This is a genomic window from Sandaracinus amylolyticus (assembly GCF_000737325.1).
Taxonomy (GTDB): Bacteria; Myxococcota_A; Polyangia; order Polyangiales; family Sandaracinaceae; genus Sandaracinus; species Sandaracinus amylolyticus.
This window is the reverse complement of record NZ_CP011125.1, coordinates 5,937,930-5,959,037: the sequence shown is the minus strand read 5'-3', so window position 1 is coordinate 5,959,037 and position 21,108 is coordinate 5,937,930. Positions and strand designations below refer to the sequence as shown.

At 71.9% G+C, this 21,108-nt stretch carries 16 protein-coding genes; 11 read left to right on the top strand and 5 right to left on the bottom strand.

Going from position 1 to position 21,108, the window contains the following annotated elements:
- Positions 1 to 58: 58 nt before the first annotated feature.
- Positions 59 to 574 carry a BON domain-containing protein gene (locus tag DB32_RS25080; RefSeq protein WP_169791548.1) on the top strand — a complete coding sequence of 172 codons (516 nt, stop codon included), beginning with the start codon at positions 59 to 61 and terminating at the stop codon, positions 572 to 574.
- Positions 575 to 616: 42 nt separating this feature from the next.
- On the opposite strand, the gene DB32_RS25075 is transcribed toward DB32_RS25080, so the two are convergent.
- Both DB32_RS25075 and DB32_RS25070 read right to left on the bottom strand, forming a co-directional pair.
- Positions 617 to 2,545, bottom strand: a complete 1,929-nt coding sequence (locus DB32_RS25075) for a YncE family protein (protein WP_053235167.1) — start codon at positions 2,543 to 2,545, stop codon at positions 617 to 619.
- 66 nt (positions 2,546 to 2,611) lie between these two features.
- Positions 2,612 to 4,903, bottom strand: coding sequence for a S9 family peptidase (locus DB32_RS25070; protein WP_240481250.1), 2,292 nt, complete (start codon positions 4,901 to 4,903; stop codon positions 2,612 to 2,614).
- Between the two features lie 50 nt (positions 4,904 to 4,953).
- Between DB32_RS25070 and DB32_RS25065 the strand changes: the two genes are divergently transcribed.
- Genes DB32_RS25065 through DB32_RS25055 form a run of 3 tightly spaced genes read left to right on the top strand, consistent with a single transcriptional unit; the run spans position 4,954 to position 9,425 of the window.
- Positions 4,954 to 6,297, top strand: a complete 1,344-nt coding sequence (locus DB32_RS25065) for an MATE family efflux transporter (RefSeq protein ID WP_053235166.1) — start codon at positions 4,954 to 4,956, stop codon at positions 6,295 to 6,297.
- A gap of 10 nt (positions 6,298 to 6,307) precedes the next feature.
- A complete protein-coding gene (locus tag DB32_RS25060) occupies positions 6,308 to 8,416 on the top strand; it encodes a MopE-related protein (RefSeq protein WP_053235165.1) in 2,109 nt (702 codons plus the stop codon).
- A 1-nt stretch (position 8,417) separates the two neighbouring features.
- Positions 8,418 to 9,425, top strand: coding sequence for an NAD(P)H-quinone oxidoreductase (locus tag DB32_RS25055; RefSeq protein WP_053235164.1), 1,008 nt, complete (start codon positions 8,418 to 8,420; stop codon positions 9,423 to 9,425).
- Positions 9,426 to 9,561: 136 nt separating this feature from the next.
- Here the strand turns inward: DB32_RS25055 and DB32_RS25050 are convergent, their stop codons facing one another.
- Positions 9,562 to 10,848 carry a pyridoxal phosphate-dependent aminotransferase gene (locus DB32_RS25050; protein ID WP_053238948.1) on the bottom strand — a complete coding sequence of 429 codons (1,287 nt, stop codon included), beginning with the start codon at positions 10,846 to 10,848 and terminating at the stop codon, positions 9,562 to 9,564.
- A 99-nt stretch (positions 10,849 to 10,947) separates the two neighbouring features.
- On the opposite strand from DB32_RS25050, the gene mtnB reads away from it, so the two are divergent.
- Entirely contained in the window at positions 10,948 to 11,589 is a 642-nt protein-coding gene (gene mtnB / locus DB32_RS25045; protein WP_053235163.1) for a methylthioribulose 1-phosphate dehydratase, read from the top strand.
- The gene (locus DB32_RS25040) at positions 11,586 to 12,017 is read left to right on the top strand and encodes a 1,2-dihydroxy-3-keto-5-methylthiopentene dioxygenase (protein WP_053235162.1); all 432 of its coding nucleotides are present in this window, start codon (positions 11,586 to 11,588) and stop codon (positions 12,015 to 12,017) included. Before mtnB ends, DB32_RS25040 begins: the two co-directional genes overlap by 4 nt.
- Before the next feature lie 106 nt (positions 12,018 to 12,123).
- Here DB32_RS25040 and DB32_RS25035 read toward each other — a convergent pair whose 3' ends face one another.
- Positions 12,124 to 12,675, bottom strand: coding sequence for a hypothetical protein (locus tag DB32_RS25035; RefSeq protein ID WP_053235161.1), 552 nt, complete (start codon positions 12,673 to 12,675; stop codon positions 12,124 to 12,126).
- A gap of 260 nt (positions 12,676 to 12,935) precedes the next feature.
- Here DB32_RS25035 and DB32_RS25030 point away from each other — a divergent pair, with 260 nt between their 5' ends.
- Both DB32_RS25030 and DB32_RS25025 read left to right on the top strand, forming a co-directional pair.
- On the top strand, positions 12,936 to 14,639 hold the full coding sequence (locus DB32_RS25030; protein ID WP_083458563.1) for a DUF1592 domain-containing protein: 1,704 nt from the start codon (positions 12,936 to 12,938) through the stop codon (positions 14,637 to 14,639).
- Positions 14,640 to 14,644: 5 nt separating this feature from the next.
- Positions 14,645 to 16,048, top strand: coding sequence for a DUF1552 domain-containing protein (locus DB32_RS25025; protein WP_053235159.1), 1,404 nt, complete (start codon positions 14,645 to 14,647; stop codon positions 16,046 to 16,048).
- A 1-nt stretch (position 16,049) separates the two neighbouring features.
- Here DB32_RS25025 and DB32_RS49640 read toward each other — a convergent pair whose 3' ends face one another.
- The gene (locus DB32_RS49640; protein WP_075097618.1) at positions 16,050 to 16,952 is read right to left on the bottom strand and encodes an NYN domain-containing protein; all 903 of its coding nucleotides are present in this window, start codon (positions 16,950 to 16,952) and stop codon (positions 16,050 to 16,052) included.
- A 103-nt stretch (positions 16,953 to 17,055) separates the two neighbouring features.
- On the opposite strand from DB32_RS49640, the gene DB32_RS25015 reads away from it, so the two are divergent.
- Genes DB32_RS25015 through DB32_RS25005 form a run of 3 tightly spaced genes read left to right on the top strand, consistent with a single transcriptional unit; the run spans position 17,056 to position 21,104 of the window.
- Positions 17,056 to 18,573, top strand: a complete 1,518-nt coding sequence (locus tag DB32_RS25015) for a hypothetical protein (RefSeq protein WP_053235158.1) — start codon at positions 17,056 to 17,058, stop codon at positions 18,571 to 18,573.
- Positions 18,574 to 18,612: 39 nt separating this feature from the next.
- Positions 18,613 to 19,974, top strand: coding sequence for a DEAD/DEAH box helicase (locus DB32_RS25010; protein ID WP_053235157.1), 1,362 nt, complete (start codon positions 18,613 to 18,615; stop codon positions 19,972 to 19,974).
- The gene (locus DB32_RS25005; RefSeq protein WP_053235156.1) at positions 19,971 to 21,104 is read left to right on the top strand and encodes a DUF790 family protein; all 1,134 of its coding nucleotides are present in this window, start codon (positions 19,971 to 19,973) and stop codon (positions 21,102 to 21,104) included. The genes DB32_RS25010 and DB32_RS25005 overlap by 4 nt, the downstream gene beginning before the upstream one ends.
- The last annotated feature ends 4 nt before the right edge of the window (positions 21,105 to 21,108 follow it).

Genomic DNA, 21,108 nt, shown 5'->3' with positions numbered 1-21,108 from the left:
TACGACCAGTCACATGCGGCGTGATCGCAGGTGGGAGGCGTTCAAGCGTCGGCTCCGGATGCCGAGCGATCTCGATGACGAGGCGCATCACGATCTCGATCGTCGTGGGCTGCTGTACGGCATGGACGCGCACTCCCACTCGTACGGCGGGCTCGGGCACCTCGACGAGCGCGACTACGGCGCGTTCGCGGAGCACCGTCCGCCGTGGCTCGGGCCTTCGCGCGACGCGCGGATCATGCAGCCGCGGGTGATGCGGCAGCTGCCGCCGCGCGAAGGGGTGCCCGCGTTCCGCGCGACGCGCAGCGATGCGCGCATTCACGACGACGTGTGCGAGGCGATGACGCACGAGGGATGGCTCGACGCGAGCGATCTCGAGGTGCGCGTCGAGCAGCAGCGCGTGACGATCGAGGGCACGGTCGCGGACCGCGAGCAGAAGTGGCTCGCGGAGGAGATCGCAGAGCACGTGCTCGGCGTGCGCTCGGTGGTGAACCGCATCCGCGTGCGACGCGAGACGACCGCGGAGGTCGCGCCGCGCGTGCCCGAGGGGCACGAGAACGGTCGACGCGCGAGCTGAGCGCTCGCCGTGACGAGCGCTACGATTTCCGTAGCGCGCTCGTCACGGGAGCTCGGCGACGTGCGCTCGCCCGGTGCTCGGGAGCTCTGCGCCTGCGTCGTGGTCGGGCTCGCCGAGCGCGGCGCGCGTGCCCGTCGCGTCGAGCGCGACCGACCAGCCGAGGTTCGGCGTGACGGTCGCGGGCTCGCGCGGCACGACGACGAAGTCCTCGTGGAACGCGCCGTCGCGATGGACGAACACGCGCGCGCTGCCGGTGCCCGCGCGCATGACGACGGGCATGTCACCGGGCGCGCCGACGATCGCGCGCGTGCCGTCCGCGCTGAGCGCGACGGCGCTCCCGAAGCGGCTCGCGGGCGATCCGATCAGCGTTTGTTCCTCGGCCCACGTCGTGCCGCTTCGCAGGTACGCGATCGCGCGCAGCGCGTCGGAGTCACCCACCAACGCGCGCGTGCCGTCGCCCGAGATCGCGACCGGCAAGCGGCCCGTCCCGAGCGTGCCCTCGAGGTTCCACGTCGTCCCGTCGCGCACGAACACGCGGACCGCGCCGTCCGACACCACGATGCGCTCGCCGGTCGCGTCCATCGCCACCGTCACCGCGGTGAAGAGCGACGCCTCGCTCGCGGGGATCGGCGCTTCCTCGGCCCACGTCTCGCCGCTTCGCACGAGCACGCGCGCGCTCACCGTCGCGCCCTCGCCGGTCTCGTCCCAGAGCCCACCGACGACGGCGCGCGTTCCGTCCGCGCTCAGCGCCGCGCTGCCGCCTCGTCCCACGAACGTTCCCGGGCCGGGCGGGACCGTGGCCTCGTCGGTCCACACCTCGTTTTCGCGCCGCACGATGCGATCGCCCGCGATGGCGCGCACTCCGTCGCCGCTCAGCGCGATCACGTCGCGGGCGTCGGCCCACGCGATCTCCTCGGCCCACGCGGTCGCGCCGCGCGCGAAGACACGCGCGCTGCCCATCGCGCTCGCGCCCGCGATCACACGCGACCCATCGGACGACATCGCGATCGTGATCCCGACGCGCCCGTAGGTCGTCGGCTCGTCGAGCATCAGCGGCTCGGTCCGCACGATCGCGGGCACGGTCCAGCGCGGGTCGTCGATCGCACGAGCACACGCGTCGCGCAGCGCGCTCGACGTGTCCGCGCCGAGCGTCGGCTCGTCGACGAACGTGCGCGGATCGTCGCCGGTGATCGTCGCCGCGATCACGCATGCGGCGAGGTACGCGCCGCGCAGCGAGGGGTGCGACTCGTCGGGCTCGTAGAGCGCGTCGAAGTCGCTGCCCTCCGCGTACGGGTCGCCGCCCGCGCGCACGACGTCGTCGTGCACGGCGTGGAACGCGCCGCCGACGGGCGCGATGCGCACGTCGACGCCCTCGTCGCGCAGGAGCGCCGCGAGCCCGAGATACCCGGCGTCGAGCATCGCCTGCATCGATCGATACGTCGTGTAGGGCGGGAACCCGCTCGTGTCGCCGCGCTCGCGTCCCCACGTCGCGTAGAGCACGACGCGCGCGCCGCGTGCGCGCGCGAGCGCACCGAGCTCGGAGGCTCCCGCGATCGACGCGATGCGATCGGCGTCGACGGGATAGAAGCCACCGATCTGGCTCTGCTCCTGGAGCACGACGACGTCGAACGCGCCGTCCTCGTCGAGCGCGCGCGCGAGCGCGGTGCCTTCGGTGCGCGCGTCGGCTGCGTGCTGCGCGAACGTGTAGCCGCCCTCCGTCACCTCTTCGACGCGGCCGCCGGGCACGATCGCGCGGTAGTGGCCCGCGACGTCGTTCACGAAGACGTAGCTGTTGCCGACGAAGAGCACGTCGGGCGGCCCGGCGTCGGCCGGCGCATCGGGCGCGTCGTCCTGCGCGACGGCGTCGGGCAGCTCGCTGCCGCCGTCGCTCGGAGCGGCTCGGCCGTCGCACGCCGCCAGCGCGACGGAAACGACGACTGGGGTCGAGATGCGAGCGCAGTACGAGAGCACGCGCGCAGGATAGCTCGACGCGGTGCTACGGAATGCGTAGCGCTACACATTCCGTAGCAGTCGCGCTCAGCGCGCCAGGCTGCGACGGAAGAACTCGATCATGCGCGTCTGGAGTCGACGCGTGACGAGCGGCTCCGGGACCATGTGCGTGAGCCCGGCGAGCGGCAGGAATTCGTGGTCGCGCCCGGCGCGGAACATCGCGTCGCTCAGCTTGATCGCGTGGCTGAAGTAGACGTTGTCGTCCGCCGTGCCGTGGACGATGAGCAGCGGGCGCTGATCGCCCTCGGTGCGCGCGGCGTAGGTGAGCACCGAGCTCTGCGCGTACGCGCCCTCCTGGCCCTCGGCCTCGGGCAGCCCGAGGTACCGCTCGGTGTAGTGCGTGTCGTAGTCGCGCCACTCGCTCACCGGCGCGCCGGCGATGCCCGCGCGGAACACGTCGGGGCGACGCAGCACCGCCATCGCCGAGAAGTAGCCGCCGAACGACCACCCGTAGATGCCGACGCGCTCGAGATCCATCTCGGGATGCGCCGCGCCCGCGGCCTGCAGCGCTGCGACCTGATCCTCGAGCGGCACGGTGATGAAGTCCCCGCGGATCGCTCGCTCCCACTCGCGGCCGCGCCCCGGCGTGCCGCGACCGTCGAACGTCACGACGATGAAGCCGTGATCCGCGAACCACTGGTTGAGCATCCAGCGGTCGCGATCCGCGCTCACGTAGCGCACGCCGGGGCCCGCGTAGACGTGCACGAGCACCGGATAGCGGCGGCCTTCCTCGAAGTTGCGCGGACGCACGATCGCCGCGCGCCACGCGCGCGCGCCGACGTTCTCGATCGTCACGTTCGGCGCGAACGGCGCTTCCTCGGCGTACGAGCGCACCACGCCGGCCTCGGTGCCGTCGGCGCGCTTCACCGTGCTGGTGCGCGGGCCCTCGAGCGTGCGCGAAGTGTGGACCCACGCGCTGCCGTTCCGCGCGACCACCGCCTCGTGCATCGCGCGCCCCGAGGTCATCTGCTCGGGCTCGCCGGTGCCGTCGAGCGAGACGCGATACACGTGCATCTCGCTGGGCTCGTTCGACGCGCCGACCCAGACCTTGCCGCTCGCTTCGTCGACCGCGACGATGCCGTGGTACCCGAATTCCTGCGGCGTGAGCTCGCGGATCAGCGCGCCGTCCGCGGTGTTGCGCAGCTCGAGGCGCCACTCGCCCGAGCGCTCGCTCGCCCAGAGGAATTGCGTGCCGTTCGCGATGAATCGCGGCACGTCCTGATCGAGGTTGAGCCACGCGTCGTCGCGCTCGGTGAGGAGCGTGCGCTGCTCGAGCGAGGTCGGATCGATCGCGAGCAGCAGTTCCTCCTGCTGAGCGCGATCCTGCACGAGGAGCGTGATCGGCGCGTTCTGCGCCCAGCGCACCGTGGCGAGGTACGGGTAGCGCTCGCGGTCCCAGTCGACGTAGCGCAGCGCGCCGCCGTTCGCCGAGACGAGCGCGAGGCGCACGCTCGCGTTGGGCATGCCGGGGCGCGGGTAGGGCGACTCGTGCGCGGACTGCTCGGGGTGCGAGGGATCGAGGATGTGCATCCGCTCGACGCCGCTCGTGTCGGTCTCCTGCACGAGCAGCGAGCGCGAGTCGGGCGACCACCAGTAGCCCTCGTAGCGGCTCATCTCCTCCTGCGCGACGAACTCCGCGCTGCCGTACTCGACGTGCTCGTTCGGGCGCGTCGTGATGCGTCGCTCGCGCCCGCTCGCGACGTCGATCACGTAGAGGTCGCCCTCGCGCACCACCGCGATCTTCGAGCCGTCGGGCGAGAAGCGCGCGTCGACCGGGAAGCCCGCGCTCGAGATCAGCTCGCGCACCGAGCCCTCCTGCCCGGCGCGCGCGCGATCCACGAGGAAGAGACGACCCGAGAGCGGCACGAGCAGCGTGCGTCCGTCGGGCGAGAGATCGAACCCCGCGATCCCGCGCGACGTCATGCGCATGCGCTCGCGGCGCGCGCGCTCTTCCGCGGAGAGCTCTTCCTCGGCGCCGCCGAGCACCTGATCCGCGGTGAGCAGCACGCGCTCGGTGCCGCCCGCGACGTCGAACGTCCACAGGTCGTTCACGAACGAGCGCGGGCCCGATCGCAGGAAGAGCACCGCGTCGCCCTCGGGCGTGAGCCGGAAGCCGCCGGGGTGACCGTGGTTGAAGCGGTAGGTCACTGCGTACTGCTCCAGGAAATCGGGGTCGGCGATCGAAGCGGGCGCGCTCGGCGCCGCTTCGATCGGAGGTGCGGTCGTCGGATCCGCGCCGGTCTCTTCTTCGCTCGCATTCGAACCGCAGCCGATCACCATCGCTGCCACCGCCGCGCTCGCCCAGGGCCTTCTGAACATGGGTCGCGGAGCATAGCCGATCGAAAAAGGGTGCTACGCCTCCCGCCCCCGTGCGCCGTGCGATCGAACAGGAGCTCGCGGAGCTCGCGCGCCTCGCGACCCCGCTGGTGCTCACGAACCTCGGCAACATGGCGCTGAGCCTCGTCGACATCGCGATCGTCGGGCGCCTCGGCGCGTCCGAGCTCGCCGCCGCGGGGCTCGGCAACGCGATCTTCTTCCTGCTCGCGGTGTTCGGGATGGGCCTGATGTTCGGCCTCGATCCGCTGATCGCGCAGGCGGTCGGCGCGGGAGAGCACCGCACGGCGCGACGCATCCTGTGGCAAGGCGTGTGGCTCGCGGTCGCGGTGACGGTGCCGCTCTCCGCGATCGTCATCGCGATCGGCGAGCAGCTGCATCGATTCGACGCGACGCCCGAGGTGCTCTCGCTCACGCGCACCTATCTGCACGCGCGCTTGCCGAGCCTGCTGCCGTTCCTCGTGCTCGCCGCGTCGCGCGCGTACCTCCAGGCGCTCGGCCGCACGCGCTCGCTCTTGATCGCAGTGGTGGTCGCGAACGTCGTGAACGTGCCCGTCGCGATGGGCCTCTCGTTCGGCTACGCGCCGCTCGGGGTGCCGGCGTTCGGCATCGCGGGCGCGGGGTACGCGACCGCGGTCGCGACGATCGTGCAGCTCGTGATCGCCGCGGCGCCGATCACCGTGCTCGACGTGCCCCCGGGCGACGGCTCGCTGCGTGCGCCCGATCGCGTGCTGCTCGCGCGCGCGGTGCGCATCGGCGGCGCGATCGCGGTGCAGTTCCTGATCGAGGCGGGCTCGTTCTCGCTGGTGACGATGCTGATGACGCGCTTCGGCACCGAGGTGATGGGCGGGCATCAGGTCGCGCTCTCGCTCGTGTCGACGACGTTCCAGATCGCGCTCGGCGTGGGCGCGGCGACGAGCGTGAGAGTCGGCCACGCGATCGGGCGCGACGACGCCGTCGCGACCCGGCGCGCGGGCCTCGTCGGAGTCGCGTCGGGCACCGCGATCATGACGGTGGGCGCGCTCGTGCTGCTCGCGATCCCCGAGCACCTCGCGTCGCTCTTCACGCTCGAGCCCGCCGTGATCCGCACCGCGGTGCCGCTGCTCTTCGTGGCCGCGTGCTTCCAGCTGAGCGACGGCGCGCAGACGATCGCGCAGGGCGCGCTGCGCGGTGCCGGCGACACGTTCTGGCCGCTCGTGATCAACCTGAGCGGGCACTACGCGGTCGGTCTCCCGCTCGGGATCGCGCTCGCGTGGGGCGTGCTCGATCTCGGCGCGGCGGGCCTGTGGTGGGGGCTGTCCGCGGGGCTCACTTGCGTCGCGATTGCGATGACGGTGCGCTTCGTCAGGCTGAGCCGGCGCGCGATCGCGCGGGTGTAGCGCTCGACGCATGCAGCGCGTGCATGCGAGCCTCGAAGGCATGCACGCGCGCTCATGGGTGGTCGCGCTCTCGCTCTCGCTCGTCGCGTGCGGATCGAGCACCGGCGTCGACTTCCCGCCGCGGCGCGGCGTCGATGCCGGCACACGCATCGACGCGGGTCGCGTCGACGCGGCGATCCCTCCGTGCCCCGCGTGCGACGACGGCGTCTTCTGCAACGGCGCGGAAGGCTGCGCGCCCGACGGCACCTGCATCGTCGCGCCGCCTCCGACCTGCGACGACGGCGACGAGTGCACGATCGATCGCTGCGATCCCGCGGCCGACGCGTGCTCGCACGTCGCCGAGGATCGCGACCTCGACGGCGACGGAGCCTCCTCGTGCGCCGGCGACTGCGACGACCGCGACGCGAACGTCGCGCCGGGCCGCCCCGAGCGCTGCGACGGCGCCGATCAGGACTGCGACGCGCGCATCGACGAGGGCGCGCTCTCGGAGTGCCTCGACTGTCGTCCCGGATGTCGACGCGTGCCGGTGCCGGGCGAGACCGGATGGGATCCCGACGGTGACGCGGCCGGCGTGACGGTCGATCCGTCGGGCGAGCTCACGCTGAGCACCTCGCGCACCGAGACCTATTTCGCATGGATCGCGAACACCGCGTTCGCGACGATCACACGCGTCGACACGCGCGATGGACGCCAGGCCGCCGAGTACGACTCCGTGCTGCGCGACGGCAGCAACCACGCGTCGCCCACCGGCGAGGAGTGCGAGACCCAGCGACGTGGCGGCAACTGTCCTTCGCGCACCGCGGTCGATCTGCGCGGCGCGGTGTACGTCGCGAACCGCGCGTTCTTCGCGCAGGGCACGGTCACGAAGATCGCGGGCGTCGAGAGCGACTGCATCGATCGCAACGGCAACGGCGTGATCGACACCTCGCGCGATCTCGACGGCGACGGCGTCGTCGAGCGCACGGTCCCGGGTGAGTTCCTCGGACAGCGCGACGAGTGCCTGCTCTGGACCGTCGACGTCGGTGGGGTCGACGGCGTGCCGCGCGCGATCGCGGTCGACGCCGCGGGCACGGTGTGGGTCGGGCTCTTCAACGAGCGTCGTGCGGTGCAGCTCGATCCCGACGACGGTCACGTGATCCGCACCGTCGATCTCCCGCGCACCACGATCGGTGGGTTCTACCCGTACGGCGCGGCCGCGGACGGTCGCGGCCAGGTGTGGTTCGTCGAGATCTCGACTGCGACCATCGTCGCGATCGACACCGCGACCGGACGCGTCGCGCGCATGGACACCGCGCCCGGTCGCGTCGCGGGGTGCACCGGCTCGTACGGCATCGCGGTCGACGCGGACGATCGCGTGTGGCTCGCGGGCTTCACGTGCGGCGCGGTGTTCCGCTTCGATCAGACCTCGCGCGCGTGGAGCGAGTTCGCGCTGCCCGACTCCGGCGTGACACGCGGTATCGCGGCGGACGCGGGCGGGCGCGTGTACGTCGCGTCGTCGCACGAGTACTACCGCGTGCTGCCGGGCGGCGGCGTCGAGGCGAGCCCGCCGATCTCGCGCGTGACGATCCTCGACGCGAACCGCGGCGCCGTGCAGCGCGTCTGGGGCACGACGCTGGATCCGCTCCCGGGGCGAGGCACGACGGGCGTGGGCCTCGACTCCGCGGGGATGGTTTGGTTGGTCAACCAAGAATCGGCGACCGCGACGCGCGTCGATCCTCGCACCGGTGCGTCGCGCGAGTTCCCCACCGGCATCGCGCCGTACACGTACAGCGACTTCACGGGCTACGCGCTGCGCACGTTCACCGCGCCGAACGGCTACTACCGGACGATCCTCGCGGGCTGCGCGGTGGGCCCGACCGAGTGGGAGCACGTGACGTGGGACGCGAGCGTGCCCGCGGGCACGCGGCTCGAGCTGCGCGCGCGCACCGCGGACGACGTCGTCGATCTCGCCAGCGCGACGTGGGTCGGGCCCTTCACCGCGCGACCGACCGACCTCGTCGCGATGCCCGGTCCGGTGGGCACCGGACGTCACCTCGAGCTCGAGCTCCAGCTCTTCAGCGACGGAGGCTCGCGTGCTCCGTCGATCGAGGATCTCGTCGTGCAGTACAACTGCCCGTGACATGACGAGCACCACGATCCAGACACGCGCGGTCGTCATCACGGGCGCGGGCGACGTCGACGTCCTCACGATCGCGGAGCGCGCGATGCACGGGCCCGGGCCCGGCGAGATCCTGGTGCGCGTCAGCGCCGCAGGGGTCAACCGCGCCGACCTCCTGCAGCGACGTGGGCTCTATCCCGCGCCGCCCGGTGCGCCCGCCGACGTGCCGGGGCTCGAGTACGCGGGCCACGTCGAGGCGCTGGGCGACGGCGTGATCGACTGGAAGATCGGCGATCGCGTGATGGGCATCGTCGCGGGCGGCGGCATGAGCACGCACGTCGTGGTGCACGCGCGCGAGGCGATCCCGGTGCCGAGGGGGATGTCGATCGAGGACGCGGCCGCGATCCCCGAGGTGTTCCTCACGACGTGGGACGCGCTCTTCCTGCAGGCCGAGATGCGCGCAGGTCAGGTCGTCCTGGTGCACGCGGCGGGCAGCGGGATCGGCACTGCGGCGATCCAGCTCGCGCGCGCGGTGAGCGCGATCCCGGTGGGCACGTCGCGCACGCGCGAGAAGCTCGAGCGCTGCAAGGCGCTCGGCCTCGCCCACGCGATCGAGGTGCCGCCGAAGACCGAGCCGGCATTCGCGGCTGCGCTGGAGCGCGAGGTCGGTCGCGGCGCCGACGTGATCCTCGACTCGGTGGGCGCGTCGTACCTCGACGAGAACGTCCGCGCGCTCGCGACGAAGGGCACGATCGTCGTGATCGGCATGCTCGGCGGCGTGAACGGCTCGCTGCCGATGGCGGTGCTCCTCGCGCGTCGCGCGCGGGTGATCGGGACCGTGCTGCGCGCGCGTGCGCTCGAGGAGAAGGCGACGCTCGCGCGCATCTTCGCGCGCGAGGCGGTGCCGCTCTTCGAGCGCGGCGTGCTGAAGCCGGTCGTCGGCGACGTGATGCCGATGGAACGGATCGCCGATGCGCATCGCGCGATGGAGCGCGACGAGACGTTCGGAAAGATCGTCATGCGCTGGTGAGGTCTCGCCGCGAGCGCTGCGCTCGTTCGCTCGTGAGCCGGCTACCGACGCTCGGCGCGCGGATCGCGATCGCCGACGTGCTCGACGGCCTCGAGATCTTCGCCTGAGCGCATCGCGATCCCCGGACGCCGAAGCCTCACCTGCGAACCCACCCCACGATCCGTTCGACCGCTTCGACCACCCGCGCGCAGTGGCGCCGCAGGAACGTCTCGTCCAGCGGCTGCTCGCGCGGGATCACGCTCACCGCCGACAGCGCGCGCGCTCCGTCGAAGTCGACGTACGCGAGGCGCGCCGTCAGCTCCTCCTCGGGACGACCGAACACCGATCCCGGCAGCAGCGCGACGCCCGTCTCGTCGAGCAGCGCCTCGCACAACCCGGTGCTCGTCGTGATCCCTCGCGCGCGCATCGCGCCGCCCACGCCACCGAAGTCCGGGAACACGTAGAACGCGCCGACGGGCTGCGCGCAGTCGATGCCCGCCGCGACCAGCCGTCGCGCGCTCCATCGACCGAGCGCCGCGAGCACGCGCCGCACCTGCTGCAGGTAGCGATCGATGTCCTCGCCGCCCTCGAACGCGACGACCGCCGCGTGCTGCACCGGCGCCGACGTCGACGTGTACGTCTCGCTCGCGACGCACGCCATCGCGTCGAGCAGACCGCGCAGCTCCTGCGGGAACACGAACGCGCCGAGCCGCCAGCCACCTGCGCCGAGCCACTTCGAGATCCCGGTCGAGAGGATCGTGCCCTCGGGATACCAGCGCGCGATGGACGCGTGCTGCCCCTTGTGGTGCAGCTCCGCGTAGATCTCGTCGGCGAGCAGCAGCACACCGTGCTTCTGCGCGACGCGCGCGAGCTCGCGCAGCTCGTCGGCGCGGTACGTGAGGCCCGTCGGGTTGCTCGGATAGTTGAGCACCAGCAGGCGCGGTCGATCGCCGCCGCGCTCGCACACCGCCGCGAGATCGTCCGGGCGCAGCAGGTACTGATCCTCGCGCCGCGTCGGGAGCATCACGACCTCGCGTCCGAGCACGCGCGCCTGCGGCACGTACGAGACCCACGCGGGCGTCGGGATCAGCAGGTCGCCGTTGAACGCGATCTGTAGGAGGAAGACGAGCTCCTTGCTGCCCGGTCCGACCAGCACGTCCTCGCCGGTGCGATCGACGCCGAGCCTGCGCTCGACGTGCGCCGCGATCGCGCGACGCAGCGCGGGCAGGCCCTGCGCGGGCAGGTATTCCTTCTCCGCTGCTGCGACGCGCAGCGCATCGACCATGCGATCCGGGATCGGAAACGGCGACTGCCCGAGCACGAGCTTGTACACGTTGTCGCCGCGCGCGCGCATCGCGTCGCAGCGATCCGCGATGCGCACCGCGGGCGAGGTCATCATCCCGCGCACGTGCGGGCTCAGCGTCGAGTCGAGCGGACGTCTCATTCCGAAGGGCGGCGAGCATAGCAGCGGTCGCACGGACGTCGCTCGATCGACACGCGCGCGGCTTCCGCGCATCGCGCCAATGCGCCAAGGTCCTCTCCGATGCGATCGGGCGACGAGATCCTGCGCGCCGGCACCGACGTGCGCGCCGTGCTCTGCGAGCTGTGCCGCCGCTTCCACGCGCTCGGCTGGGCGTCGGGCACCGGCGGCGGGATCAGCATCCGCGAGGGCGAGCGCGTGTGGGTCGCGCCGAGCGGCGTGCACAAGGAACTGGTCGCCGAGGAGGATCTCTTCGCGATCGATCTCGACGGCGCGCTCGTAGTGCCGCCGCGCGATCCCGCGCTACGCCCGAGCGCGTGCACGCCGCTGTTCCTCCACGCGTACCGGCTGCGCGAGGCGGGCGCGGTGATCCACTCGCACGGCAAGAGCGCGATGCTCGCGACGCTGCTCGGGGGCGACGCGCTCCGCATCTCGCGGCTCGAGATGATCAAGGGCCTCGCGGGGCACGGCTATCGCGACGAGGTCGTGGTGCCGATCCTCGAGAACACCGATCGCGAAGAGGAGCTCGCGGACACGCTCGAGGCTGCGATCCGCGCGCACCCGCGCACGCACGCCGTGCTGGTGCGCGCGCACGGCGTGTACGTGTGGGGCCGCGACTGGCGCCAGGCGAAGGCGCACGCCGAGGTCTACGACTACCTGTTCGACGTGTACGTGCGCATGCGCGAGCTCGGGGTGTCGCGATGAAGGCGTTCTGGCTCGACGACCACGGCGCGATCGACGGCGACACGCTGCGCGCCGAGGGCGTGCACCACGATCACCACGACGTCGGCGCGCACGACGCGCCGCTCGCCGCGCTCATGCGCGAGCACCGCTACGTCGAGCGCGACCAGGTCGAGCTGCGCCCGACGACGCCCGACCTCGACGCGCTGCTCGCGAAGTTCGATCGCGAGCACACGCACGACGAGGACGAGGTCCGCTACGTGCTCGAGGGCGAAGCGATCTTCGACATCCGCTCGCGCGACGATCGCTGGATGCGCGTGGTGGTGAGCGAGGGGGACCTCATCGTGGTCCCGAAGCAGCGCCACCACCGCTTCGAGCTCGGCGCGACGCGCACGGTGCGCGCGGTCCGCCTGTTCCAGGACCGCAAGGGCTGGGTCCCGAAGTACCGCTGACGGCGTCGGACGCGAATCCGGTCAAAGAATCCTGGGGCGAGACGGAACGCGAACGGCGGCTCGAAGGATCGAGCCGCCGTTCATCCGTCCGTCTGCCTCGTTCGGATCAGGTCGGGCCCGGCGCGCCCGCGTTGATCCAGTCCTCGATGAGCTGCCGCTGCGTCGCGTTCGCCGGCATCGTCGAACCGCAATCGGTTCCGTGCGTGCGCAGGTAGAGCACCGACGACTCGGGGTCGTTCGGCACCACGCGGACGTCGTGCTCGTTGCAGCTGTCGTGCGTGCGCTCTTCATCCACGAGCTCGGCGTAGACGTCCTCGTCCGAGCCGCTGAGGGTCAGCCCCGCTCGCCCGCCGCCGCTGTGGCACGACGTGCAGGACGAGAGCTCGGCGCGGAGCTCCGCGAACGTCGGTCCGTCGTCACCACCGCCACCGTCCACGCCGGCATCCGATCCGCCGCCGCCCGAGTCCGCACGACCTGCGTCGACCGGAGCCGTGCCCGAGTCCTCCGTGTCGCCGCCGGCGTCGGTCATCGACTGCATGCCGGAATCGCTTCCGCCTGTCCCGGCGTCGTTCATCGGATCGCCGTCGTCGTCTCCCGCGCATCCCATCATCGCCGAGGCGCACACGATCGCACCCAGCACCAAGCGCCAGTTCCTCATTCGATCCCTCCGCTCCCCGTCCCCCAGGGCGGGAGCGCCGTGAGCATAGACGGTGCCGAGGTCGCACCTCTCGTTTCCGCCGTGCTCGTAGCGCGGGGGCCGGCGACCACGGCCTCGCGGAGCATCGGGGGCTCCAGCCCCGCGGCGCATGGAGCGCTCCGCGCTCCGCGTTTGCTCACGACGCGCGCTGGAGACAGGCGATCCCAGTTGGCTCCATGTCCGCGAGCGTCGCGGCCCATCACTTGCGAAGCGACGCGCGCATGAACGCGCCTGCGCGACGCACGCTCTCACCATCGCCGCTGCTCGCCGCGCTCGCCCTACCTGTCGTCCTCACGGGCTGTCAGGGCGAGCTCTTCGACGGCCCGGCCGGCCCCGGTGGACGCGACAACCCGATCTGTCGACAGGCGGAGGGCTGCGCTCCGGCGGAAGAGCTGCCGTCTCCGTCCTCGCGGTTCCCACGGCTCAGCCACCATCAGTACGAGAACACCGTCCGCGACCTCCTGCGGCTCGACTCGACGAACGGCATCACCGACGCGTACCTCGGCGACGCGACCTCGACGACCTTCGACAACAACGGCAACGAGCTGTACGTCGGAGAGGCGCTCTGGGGCGATTACCAACGCGGCGCGGAAGCGCTCGCGCAGCAGGTGACGACCGACGCGACCGCGCTCGCGCGCATCGTCCCCGAGGGCGCGGGCACCGATCCCCGCGCGTTCGTCGAGGGGTTCGGTCTGCGCGCGCACCGTCGCCCGCTGACGTCGGGCGAGGTCGACGCGTACGTCGCGCTCTTCGCGCGTGGCGCGACGGCTTATCCGGAGATGGACACCTTCGCGGGCGGCGTGCGCGTGGTGCTCGAGGCGATGCTGCAGTCGCCGCACTTCCTCTATCGCGTGGAGCTCTCGACGGAGCGCGCCGGCGACGTCGTCCCGCTGAGCTCGTGGGAGATCGCGTCGCGCCTCTCCTATGCGCTCTGGGACACGATGCCCGACGACGCGCTGTTCGAGGCCGCGCGCGGAGACTCGCTCCGCGGTGAAGAGGGCATCCGCGCGCAGGCCGCGCGCATGCTCGCGGACGAGAACGCGACCGACACCGTCGCGGCGTTCCACTACCAGCTCCTCGACATGCCGAAGTACGAGGACGTGTCGCGCTCGACGATGCTCTTCCCCGAGTTCACCGAGTCGATGCGCGCGTCGATGGTGAACGAGACGCAGTCGTTCGTGCGCCACGTCATCTTCGAGGAGAACGCGGGCTTCTCGCGCCTGATGACGGCGCCGTACACGTTCGTCGACGCGGAGCTCGCGACGGTCTACGGCCTCGACGGCACCTACGACGACACGATGGAGCGCGTCGATCTCGACCCCGGGCAGCGCGGCGGCCTGCTGACGCAGATCGGCTTCCTCGCGTCGCACTCGTCGTCGACCGATCCCGACGCGATCCACCGCGGCGTGTTCGTGAACCACCGCATCCTCTGCGCGCCGCTGCCGCCGCCGCCGATGATGGTCCCGCCGCTCCCCGCCGACGAGAGCGGTGCGCTCACGATGCGCGAGCGCATCGACGCGCACACCGGCCCGGGCACGTGCGGCGCGGGCTGTCACGGCACGATGATCAACCCGATCGGCTTCGCGTTCGAGCACTACGACGCGCTCGGCCGCTGGCGCGAGGAGGATCGCGGTCAGCCCGTCGACGCCAGCGCCGAGTACGCGTTCGACGGCACGATCGTCGACTACGAGGACGCGGTCGCGCTCTCGGGCGTCATCGCCGAGCAGCCGATGGCGCACCGCTGTTACGTGCGGCACTGGCTCGAGTACACGTACGGCCGTCCGCCGTCGGCGCGCGACGCCGCGGTGCTCGCGCGCGTCGGCGACGCGTCGATCGACGACGATCTCTCGGTGCAGGAGATCCTGATCGAGCTCGTCGCGAGCCAGGGCTTCCGCACCCGTTCCACCACCGAGCTCGAGGACTGAGCACGATGCGCATCAATCGCAGAAAGTTCCTGATCGGCGCGGCGGGCGTGACCGTCGCGCTCCCCGCGCTCGAGTCGTGGCTCGGCCCTTCGCTCGGCGGCAGCCGCGCGAGGGCGGGCGGTGAGGACCGCGCGCGCTTCGCGGTGTTCGTGCGCGCCGGCAACGGCGTCGCGCAGCAGTGGAACGACGAGCCCGAGCAGTTCTGGCCGCGCGCGACCGGCGCGCTCACGACGGCGGCGATGCGCGAGCAGAACGCGGATCGCGCGACGACGGAGCTCGCCGACTACGCGCCGCGCCTCAACCTCCTGAAGGGCATCCAGCGCCCGTTCAGCACGCCGACCTGCGGCCACTCCGACTCGATCGTGCAGTGCCTCACGGCCGCGCAGATCAACGCGGGCGCGGGCAACGCGGCGCAGGCACGCGGCGAGTCGGCGGACTGGCGCATCGCGCGGGCGATGAACCCGAGCGGTCGCGAGCCGCTGACGCTGATGGCCGGCCCGGGCTCGGCGTACATCGCGGAAGGCCTCTCGTGGAGCGCCGCGGGCGTGCGCACGTCCGCCGAGCGCTCGCCGCTCAACGCGTACATGCGCATGATGGGCCTCTCGTCGGCGCCGCCGGAGATCCAGGTGCGCATCGCCGAGCGCCGCATGAGCGTCAACGACCTCGTGCGCGACCAGATGCAGTCGCTGCTCGGGCGCACCGACATCAGCGCGCGTGATCGCCGCCGCCTGCAGCAGCACTTCGACGCCATCCGCGACACCGAGATCCGCATGAGCTGCGATCTCGACGAGTCGCTCGTCGACGCGATCAGCGCGATCGACAACCCGCAGGCGAACGACGTGCGACCCGACGTCGTGCGCCGGCACATGGACCTCGTCGCGTTCGCGTTCAGCTGCGACATCAACCGCGCCGCGACGATCCAGGTCGGCGAGGGCAACGATCAGACGCAGTACGAGATCGGCGGATCGCGCCTGCCGCGCTTCCACTGGATCTCGCACCGCATCTACTCGGACGGGTCGGACGGCGAGGCGATCCCGAACGCGGTCACGCTCCACCACCAGGTCGACCGCCTGCACCTGCAGATGTTCAAGTACCTGCTCGACCGGCTCGACTCGTATCCGTCGGCGTACGGCGGCACGCTGCTCGACGACTCGGTCGCGGTGTGGCTGAACGATCTCGGCAACGGCCCGCCGCACAGCGGCGACAAGGTGCCGTGGCTGCTCGCGGGGAGCGCGGGCGGCTTCCTCCGGACCGGCCAGTACCTCGACGTGGGCCGCGTCACGATCAACCGCGTGCTGAACACGATCATCAGCGCGGTCGGCGTGCGGAAGGACGACGGCTCGCTGGTCGACGACTTCGGCGACTCGAGCCTGACCGGCGGCCTGATCGATCAGATCGTCGCGACGTGAGTCACGCGTTCGGGCCGAACGCGGTGATCAGGTAGCCGCCGGACTTCTCGTCGAAGTGCGCGTCGAGGAGCCCGCGGCGCACCGCGTCCTCGAGCAGATCGTTGAACGTGCGGTACCCGTGGAAGCGCTCGGAGAAATTCGGGCGCTTCCGCTTCATCGTCTGCTTCACCATCGAGCCCCAGAGCGCGCCCTCGCGGTCCTGGAAGAGCGCCTCGACGATCTCGAGGACCATCTCCATCGCCTCGAGCTGCCGCTGCTCCGGCGTCTTCTCGCCGTGATCCGACGTCGTCGTGCTCGACGCCGGCGTCGTCGCGCTCGGTGTGGCGGCGGGCTGGGCAGGCGGCGCCGACACGCGCGGTGCCGGTGCCTGCTGCGCGGGCTTCGCGGGGCGCGCGGCCTTGTGCTTCGCCTTCGCGTCGCGCCGCGCGCGCACGAGATCGTCGTAGTAGATGAACTCGTCGCAGTTCTCGATCAGCAGATCGCTCGACGAGTTCTTCACGCCGAGCCCGATCACGCGCTTGTTGTTCTCGCGGAGCTTGCTGACGAGCGGCGAGAAGTCGCTGTCGCCCGACACGATCACGAACACGTCGACGTGCTGCTTGACGTAACAGAGGTCGAGCGCGTCCACGACGAGCCGGATGTCGGCCGAGTTCTTCCCCGAGTACGAGACGTGCGGGATCTCGATCATCTCGAAGGACGCCTCGTGCATGGCGCGCTTCGCGGACTTGTATCGATCCCAGTCCGCGTAGGCCTTCTTGACGACGATCTTGCCCTTGTCGAGAAGGCGCTCGAGCACGAGGTCGATGTCGAACTCGTCGTACTTGGCGTCGCGAACGCCGATCGCGACGTTCTCGAAATCGCAGAAGATCGCCATGTTCGGCGCATCGTCGAAGCGGTCGGTCACGGGACGACCCTAGCGCGAAACGACCGTCCAGCGCGCATTCGCTGCGCTCCCTGGAACTTCGGGGCTCTGCGGGTGTCCGAGCCCGTTCGCCGCGGAGGACGCGTTGGCGCGAGGGCAGCCATTCGACGAGGAGATCGATCGCGAGATCGAGTCGTGGCGTGCGGACGAGCGCGGCCGGATGCGGCGCGGGGTGTCGATCGCATCGATGCTCCTCGCGATGGCGTGCCTCTTCGGGTCGCGGTTCGAGTGGATCGACGCGTGGTACCGAGGCGAGATCGATCTGAGCGGACGCCCGCGCTTCGAGCCGTGGTACCCGATCGATCGCGACGCGATCTCGAGGATCGATCTCGAGCGCGTGCACGCGATCGCGATCCCCGAGTGGATCGAGCGAACGAGCGAGGCGAGGACGCGCGAGGATCGCCGGCGCGCGGAGCTCGCGTGGCTCGAGCTGCGCGACGCGGTCGCGCCGGATCGCAACCTCGCGCGCATCTGGGGCGAGCTGCACGAGCGACTGACGCTCTCTCCGATGGCGAGCGCGCGCCGGATCGATTGGTTGCTCTGGGCACACGATCGCTACGTCGACCAGATCGGCGCGCCGTATCGGATCGAGGCCTCGATGCACGTGCGCGGGCGCCACGCGCACGTCGTGGCGCTCGGGTATCGCGTGCTGGCGGAGACGCGCAGCCCCGACGGCGCGCGCGTGCGCGTGATGCGCCGGATCGACCGCAGCCGCGTGGTGGAGGGATGGCTCGGCCACACGCCGCGAGAGGACGACGGCGCGCTGGTGGTCGCGGATCGAGTGCTGCACTTCGCGGTGCGCCACGTGTGGCCGGCGCTCAATCCGGCGCTCGATGGGCGAAGGCCGGCCGCGGAGCGCGGGCTCCTTCCGTGGGTGCGCGACGAGGCCGAGGACGCGATCCCGCCCGAGCACCTCGCGCTCCTCCGCGAGACCGCGGAGGACGAACAGGTGCTGATCGAGATCGCGCACGCGATCCGATCGCGGCACGCGTGCGGCAGCCGTTTCGAGGTGTTCGATCTGCCGTACAAGGGGCTCTCGATCTCGAGCCATCAGGCGCTGCGGCGCGCGCTCTTCGCGAGCCGGTTCTCGCGCTGTCCCGACATCACGGTGGCCGAGGCCGCGCTGCTCGTCGGCGCATCGGAGCGGTTGAGGACCACCGAGGAGCTCGATCCGGCGCTCGAGTCGATGCTCGGCTGGGTCGCGCGGAGCGTGGCGGTGCACGAGGCGCGTCACGTGCTCGACGGGCCGAGCGAGGACGTCGCGTGCGCGGGCTGCGAGCCGCTCACGACGCGGACCGTGCGCGCGGAGCTCTCGGCCTACATCGCGGCGATGGCGACGCCGGGAGTCGGATACCTCGCGACGCTCCACGCGTGCGCGACGCCCGATCACACGCGCGGTGATCACGCGCGCGCGGTCGAGCTCGCGGTGCGCGCGGTGACGCCCGGCGGGTGCGGTGACGATCCTGGGCTCGCGCTCTACGCACGCGCGCGCGCCGCCGAGCGACGCATGTTCGGCGAGCGCGCGGCGATCTCGCTGCCGGGCGACTTCCCGGGCCCGCTCGCGTTCTTCCCGCGCACTCGCCCCGCGGTCGCCGAGCACTGACGCGCGCAACCGCGCGCACGACGCGTCGATGCGGGCGCCGTGCGCATCGACTACGACCGCGGAACCTTGCTGCTCACTGCCGAGCCCGAACGGGCCGCGGCGCTCCCTCACGTCCGATGGGATCCTCGTGTCGGTCGCCATCGCGCGCCGGCATCGGCGTACGCCGAGATCGTCGCGGCGCTGCGCGACGTGCGCTTCGACGATCGCGTGCGCGCGCCCTCGCCAGCGCCACCGCCCGACCTCGCGTCGCCGGAGCTGCGCCCGTACCAGCAGGCCGCGCTCGACGCGTGGGAGGCCGCGAATCGCCGCGGCATCGTCGTGCTCCCGACGGGCGCCGGGAAGACGCGCGTCGGCGCCGCCGCGATCGCGCGGACCTCGGCGCGCACGCTGGTGCTCGCACCCACCCGCGTGCTCGTGGAGCAGTGGCTGCGGACGCTCTCCGAGCTCGGCCTCGGGCCGCTGGGCCAGTGGGGCGATGGCAAGCACGAGCTCGCGCCGATCACGGTCGCGACCTACGAGGGCGCGCTGCGCGCCGCACCGGATCTCGGGGCTTGCTTCGAGCTCCTCGTGATCGACGAGGTGCACCACTTCGGGCACGGCGCGCGCGACGACCTGCTCGAGATGTCGATCGCGCCCGCGCGCCTCGGGCTCACCGCGACGATGAACGAGGACGATCGTGCGCGCGTGCGCATCGAGGAGCGCGTCGGCTCGGTCGTCGCGCGCTCGACCACCGCCGAGCTGACGGGGCGCTGGCTCGCCGAGCTCCAGCACGTCGTGCTCCATCTGCGGCTGACGCGCGACGAGCAGCGCGCGTACGACGCGGAGAAGCAGACGTTCCACGCCGTCGTCGATCCGATCCTCCAGGCGCGCCCCGGCGCGAGCTGGCCCGAGATCGTCGCGCTCGCGACGCAGACCGAAGCGGGCGTCCGGGCGCTCGCCGCGCTGCGCGCCGCGCGCCGGATCACGACGCACGCGGAGGCGAAACGACACGCGCTGGCGACGCTGATCGAGCGGCACCGTGGCGAGCGCACGCTGGTGTTCACCGAGGACAACGCATCCGCGTACGACGTCGCGCGCACGCACTTGATCATGCCGATCACGTGCGACATCGGGCGTCGTGAGCGAGAGCGTGCGATCACGGATCTCCGCGAAGGACGGCTGCGCGCGCTCGTCTCGGCGCGCGTGCTCAACGAAGGCGTCGACGTGCCCGGGGCGGAGATCGCGATCATCGCGGGCGGCGCGCTCGGCGCGCGCGAGCACGTGCAGCGGGTCGGGCGCGTGCTGCGTCCCGCGCCCGGCAAGGTCGCGATCGTCTACGAACTCGTCGTCGTGGGCACGTCGGAGCGCCGTCGCGCCGCGCGGCGGATCGCGGCGCTCGGCCTGGTGGAGGCACGGCCATGAGCGATGTCGAAGCGTCTCCGCGCTGGCTGGACGCGCGCGATCATCGCTGGCTCGCGGCGTTGATCGCGACGTACCAGCGCGCCGAAGGACGTCCGATCCGCGAGCTCGACGAGATGCTCGTGTCACCGCTCGCGCCGCCGCGGCGCGTGAAGCTCGCGCGCAGCGTGCTCGACGACCTCTGGTCCGATCGCGTCGGCGGTGCGCACGACCCCGAGCACGTACGCTCGATCGTGTTCCGAGCCGCGACGTCCGAGGCCTCTCGCGAGGCCGCGATGCTCGCTGCGTCGCGCGCGCTCGCGCTGCCGGTCGCCGCGATCGAAGAGGCGCTGTTCGCCGATCTGCCGAGCGAGCGCCTCGTCGCCGCGCCGCGCACCGTGCCGAGCCCCGCCGATCTCGCGATCCGCTGCAACCACGCGCTCGCGAGGGCGCTCCTCGCGCGTGCATCGAGCGTGCGGCTGGACGTGGAAGGAGACCCGCACGACGTCGTGCGCGCGTGCAAGCGGCGCGGGCTCGTGTGCGTCGTCCATCCCGAGGAGCACGGCGCGCGCCTCGAGATCTCCGGGCCGCTCTCGCTGTTCCGCGCGACGCGCGTGTACGGTCGCGCGCTCGCGTCGCTGCTCCCCGCGCTGGCCGGCGTGCGCCGGTTCCGACTGCGCGCGCTCGTGGCGGGCGACTCGGGGCCGCGGAGCTGGATCGTCCGCGAGCGCGATCCCGTGTTCGTCGAGGGGATGCGAGCGCCCGCCCTCGACGGCGAGGTCGGAGATGCGTTCGCGAAGCGCTTCGCGCGGCTCACGCACGACTGGGATCTCGTGCGCGATCCCGAGCCGGTGCGCGCGGGCGACGTGCTGGTGGTGCCCGACTTCGCGCTCGTGCATCGCCACGACGCACGACGACGCTGGCTCGTCGAGATCGTGGGCTACTGGACTCCCGCGTACCTGCGCGCGAAGGTCGATCGACTGCGCGACGCGGGCATCGAGCAGCTCGTGCTCTGCGTGAGCGATCGGCTCGCGTGCGCGGGCGACGAGGTCCCCGAGGGCGCACCGATCGTGCGCTTCGCGCAGCGCGTCGATCCTCGCGCGGTGCTCGCGGCGATGGGCGATCCCGTCGTGAAGCGGCGGAAGAAGCGGTGACGAC

Coding starts and splice junctions, on each gene's coding strand:
- DB32_RS25080 (WP_169791548.1), top strand. CDS start 59: ATGCCGAGCGATCTCGATGACGAGGCGCATCACGATCTCGATCGTCGT.
- DB32_RS25070 (WP_240481250.1), bottom strand. CDS start 4,903: ATGTTCAGAAGGCCCTGGGCGAGCGCGGCGGTGGCAGCGATGGTGATC.
- DB32_RS25060 (WP_053235165.1), top strand. CDS start 6,308: ATGCAGCGCGTGCATGCGAGCCTCGAAGGCATGCACGCGCGCTCATGG.
- DB32_RS25055 (WP_053235164.1), top strand. CDS start 8,418: ATGACGAGCACCACGATCCAGACACGCGCGGTCGTCATCACGGGCGCG.
- DB32_RS25050 (WP_053238948.1), bottom strand. CDS start 10,848: ATGAGACGTCCGCTCGACTCGACGCTGAGCCCGCACGTGCGCGGGATG.
- mtnB (WP_053235163.1), top strand. CDS start 10,948: ATGCGATCGGGCGACGAGATCCTGCGCGCCGGCACCGACGTGCGCGCC.
- DB32_RS25040 (WP_053235162.1), top strand. CDS start 11,586: ATGAAGGCGTTCTGGCTCGACGACCACGGCGCGATCGACGGCGACACG.
- DB32_RS25035 (WP_053235161.1), bottom strand. CDS start 12,675: ATGAGGAACTGGCGCTTGGTGCTGGGTGCGATCGTGTGCGCCTCGGCG.
- DB32_RS25030 (WP_083458563.1), top strand. CDS start 12,936: ATGAACGCGCCTGCGCGACGCACGCTCTCACCATCGCCGCTGCTCGCC.
- DB32_RS25025 (WP_053235159.1), top strand. CDS start 14,645: ATGCGCATCAATCGCAGAAAGTTCCTGATCGGCGCGGCGGGCGTGACC.
- DB32_RS25005 (WP_053235156.1), top strand. CDS start 19,971: ATGAGCGATGTCGAAGCGTCTCCGCGCTGGCTGGACGCGCGCGATCAT.